3 protein-coding genes and 1 pseudogene are annotated in these 3,656 nt (G+C 73.9%); all 4 read left to right on the top strand.

The window, feature by feature from the left end; translation table 11 throughout:
- A pseudogene (locus tag DKT69_RS05410) lies at positions 1–233 on the top strand (hypothetical protein); the annotation flags it as partial.
- Positions 230–1,798 carry a polyamine aminopropyltransferase gene (locus DKT69_RS05405; protein ID WP_109800482.1) on the top strand — a complete coding sequence of 523 codons (1,569 nt, stop codon included), beginning with the start codon at positions 230–232 and terminating at the stop codon, positions 1,796–1,798. The pseudogene DKT69_RS05410 and the gene DKT69_RS05405, both read left to right, overlap by 4 nt.
- Before the next feature lie 72 nt (positions 1,799–1,870).
- Positions 1,871–2,869, top strand: a complete 999-nt coding sequence (locus DKT69_RS05400) for a hypothetical protein (RefSeq protein ID WP_201749501.1) — start codon at positions 1,871–1,873, stop codon at positions 2,867–2,869.
- Between the two features lie 93 nt (positions 2,870–2,962).
- A partial coding sequence (locus tag DKT69_RS05395; RefSeq protein ID WP_201749500.1) for a hypothetical protein occupies positions 2,963–3,656 on the top strand: 694 nt, incomplete at its 3' end.

Below are 3,656 nucleotides of genomic sequence, written 5' to 3'. Positions count from 1 at the left end.
CCACGGTGGCGAGCAGCGAGCCCCAGCGGTCCCGCCAGAAGTCGCTGCCGGCCGCCGGCAACGACTTCTGGCGGGACCGCTGGGGCTCGCTGCTCGCCACCGTGGGGCTCCTCCTGCTCGCCGCGCTCTTCGTCGCCGTGGGCGTGGTGCAGCGCCGCCGGCAGCTCCGGGGCGCCGCGCCCGCGCAGCGCGCCGGGGCGGAAGCCGCCGGGCGTACCGGGGAAAAGGCGTGACCACCGACGTGCCGGCGCGGCCGGGCTGGCGGGTCGCCCGCGCGGCGGTCCTGCTCGCGGTCTTCGTCTGCGCGGCCTGCGGCCTGGTCTACGAGCTGGCGCTGGTCGCGCTCGGCAGCTACCTGATCGGTGACGCGGTCGGGCAGGCGTCGATCGTGCTCGGCGTGATGGTCTTCGCGATGGGCGTCGGCGCGCTCGTCGCCAAGCCGTTGCAGTCCCGGGCCGCGGCCGCGTTCGCCGCGATCGAGCTGACCCTCGCGCTGCTCGGCGGGCTCTCCGTGCTCGGCCTCTACGCCGCGTTCGCCTGGCTCGACCTCTACGGCCCGGCGCTGGTCGGCACCGCCTTCGTGCTCGGCCTGCTGATCGGCGCGGAGATCCCGCTGCTGATGGTCATGCTGCAACGCATCCGCGAGCAGTCCGCCGGCAGCGCGGTGGCCGACCTCTTCGCCGCCGACTACGTCGGCGCGCTGCTCGGTGGGCTGGCCTTCCCGTTCCTGCTGATGCCGGTCTTCGGCCAGCTCAGGGGCGCCCTGGTGGTCGGCGTGGTGAACGCGGTGGCCGGCCTCGCGCTGGTCTGCACGGTCTTTCGCCGGGAGTTGAGCCGTCGGGCGCGGCTCGCGCTCGGCGCCGGCTCCGTCGTGGTCGCCCTCTGCCTGGGGTACGCCTGGATCACCGCCGCCGACTTCGAGCTGACCGCCCGGCAGCAGCTGTACCGGGACCCGGTGGTGCACGCCGAGCGCAGCCGCTACCAGGAGATCGTGCTCACCCGGTCGGTGCGCGAGGCCGGCCACGCCGACACCGACCTGCGGCTCTTCCTCAACGGCGACCTCCAGTTCAGCTCCGTCGATGAGTACCGCTACCACGAGTCGCTGGTGCACCCGGCCCTGCGCGGGCCGCGCGGCGAGGTGCTGGTGCTCGGCGCCGGCGACGGGCTCGCGCTCCGGGAGATCCTGAAGTATCCGGACGTGCGCCGGGTGACCGTGGTCGACCTCGACCCGGCGGTGGTGCGGCTGGCGCGCAGCGAGCCGCAGCTGCGCGAGCTGAACCGGAACTCGTTCGCCGACCCCCGGGTCCGGGTGCTCAACGTCGACGCGTTCGGCTGGCTGCGCACCGCCACGGAACGCTTCGACGTGGTGGTGGCCGACCTGCCCGACCCGGACGAGACGGCCACCGCGAAGCTCTACACCGTCGAGTTCTACGCGCTGATCCGCTCGGTGCTCGCCGACGGTGGGCGGCTGGTGGTGCAGTCCGGGTCCCCCTACTTCGCGCCCCGGTCGTACTGGTCGATCGAGCGGTCCGTCCGGGAGGCCGGCTTCGCCACCGTGCCGTACCACGTGGACGTGCCGAGCTTCGGTGACTGGGGGTTCGTGCTGGCCGCGCCGGGGAGCACCCCGCCGGTGCTGGACCTGCCGGCCGACGCCCCGCCGCTGCGCTTCCTCACCCCGGAGGTGCTGCGCGCCGCGGCGACCTTCCCCGCCGACCGGGGCCGGATGGATGTGCCCGCCTCCACCTTGTTGCAGCCCAGGGTGCTGGAGTACGCCCGCGCGGAGTGGCGCGGCTACTAGGTTCGGGGCATGTCGCCCCGGTTGTCGCGTCGCCGCCGTAGACCGCCGGGCGTCGAGTGGCTCCGCAACCGGGTGCCGACCCGGTCGGTGGAGGCGGCCGCGTACCTCGAGGCGTTCGTGCTCTCCGGGGTGGTCACCGTGCTGCTCACCCGGGCGTACCTCCAGGCCACGGGCTATCCGCAACTCGGCGGGGGTGGCCTGCACATCGCGCACGTGCTCTGGGGCGGCCTGCTGATGGCGGTCGGCCTCGGGATCGCGCTGGTCTTCCTCGGAAGTGGGCCCCGGACGGCCGGCGCGATCGTGGGCGGCGTCGGCTTCGGGCTCTTCATCGACGAGGTGGGCAAGCTCGTCACCGCCCGGACCGACTACTTCTACGCCCCGGCCGCCGGCATCATCTACGGCGCGTTCGCCCTGCTGGTCGTGCTCACCCAGGCGGTCCGTGGCCGGGTCCGGTTGACTCCCGCCGAGCGCACCGCGAACGCGCTGGACCTGGTGCTGGGCGGGCTGCCGGGCGGGCTCACCGACCGGCGGCGGGCGGCGGTGCTGCGGCTGGCCCGCGGATCGGGCCCGGCGGCCGAGGCGGCCGTGGCCCGGCTGCTCGACGCGGTACCGCGCCGCGAGCCGCCACCGGTCCGGTTCTGGCAGCGCTGGATCACCCGTTCCCGTCGGGTCGTCGCCTGGCTGACCGCCCGCCGGTGGCTGGTCTACCCGGTGGTGGTCTACCTGGTGGTGGAGCCGGTGGTCACCGTGGCGGCCGTGCTGCTCGCCGGCGTCACCGGCGAGCTGGACCAGCAGCGGGAGTGGGGCGCGGTGCTGGGGACGTCGGTCGCCGCGCTGATCACCGCCGTGCTGAGCGTACGGGCGGCGCTGCGGTTGCGCCGGGACCGGGCCGACGCGTTCCGGCTGTTCAAGCTGGCGCTCCTGGTGGACCTGCTGTTCGGGCAGATCTTCAACTTCACCGTCAACCAGTTCGGGGCGGTCTCCGCCCTCGCCGTCGACCTCTTCCTCCTCGGCGTGGTGACCGCCGAGCACAGCCGGCTCTGCGGGCAGGCACCGGAGTTCGCCGGCTGATCCACGCCCCGCGTCGAAGGTTTCCGCCCGGCGTGGCGTGCCGCGGTGGCCGGGCCTGGTTACGGTGTGCGGGTGATCTAGGGAAGGAGAACCATGGTCGATGCCCATGGCACGCCCACCCGCGCCCGTCCGGGCCTGGTGACGATATCCAGTTGGCTGCTCATCCTGTTCGCCGTCATCCAGGTGGTGAACCTGATCCTGACGATCTCCACCATCGGCACCATCCGGGACGTCCTGCGGGACGCCTACCGCGGCACCGCCGCCGAGCAGGCCGGCGACCTCGCCTACGGCTTCGGCATCGGGCTGGGCGTGCTGACCCTGCTGCTGGCCATCGGGATGGTCGTCCTCGCGCTGCTGAACAACCGTGGCAAGAACGGCGCCCGGATCACCACCTGGGTGCTCGGCGGCATCCTGATCTGCTGCACCGGCGGCAGCCTGGTGAACAACGCGGCCGGTGGGCTGACCAGCGGCGGCAGCACCGGCGACATGCCGAGCGGCGAGGAGATCCAGCGCCGGCTGAACGACGCACTGCCCTCCTGGTACGGCCCGGTCACCACGCTGCTCGGGGTCCTCGGCCTGCTCGCCCTGCTGGTCGCCCTGATCCTGCTGGCGCTGCCGAAGGCCAACGAGTTCTTCCGTAAGCCGCAGCAGGCCTGGGAACCGCCGCTGCCCGGCACCCCGTACCCGGGGCAGCCGTACCCGGGGCAGCCGTACCCCGGCGGCCAGCCCGGCTATCCGCCGGCCTCGGCCCACCCCGCCGAGCCCGGTCCGTGGCAGCCGCCGGCCC

This window comes from Micromonospora sicca, from assembly GCF_003172935.1.
In the GTDB taxonomy this organism is placed as follows: domain Bacteria; phylum Actinomycetota; class Actinomycetes; order Mycobacteriales; family Micromonosporaceae; genus Micromonospora; species Micromonospora sicca.
Note: the sequence above shows the minus strand (reverse complement) of the source record. Positions and strands in the feature narration are given on the sequence as shown.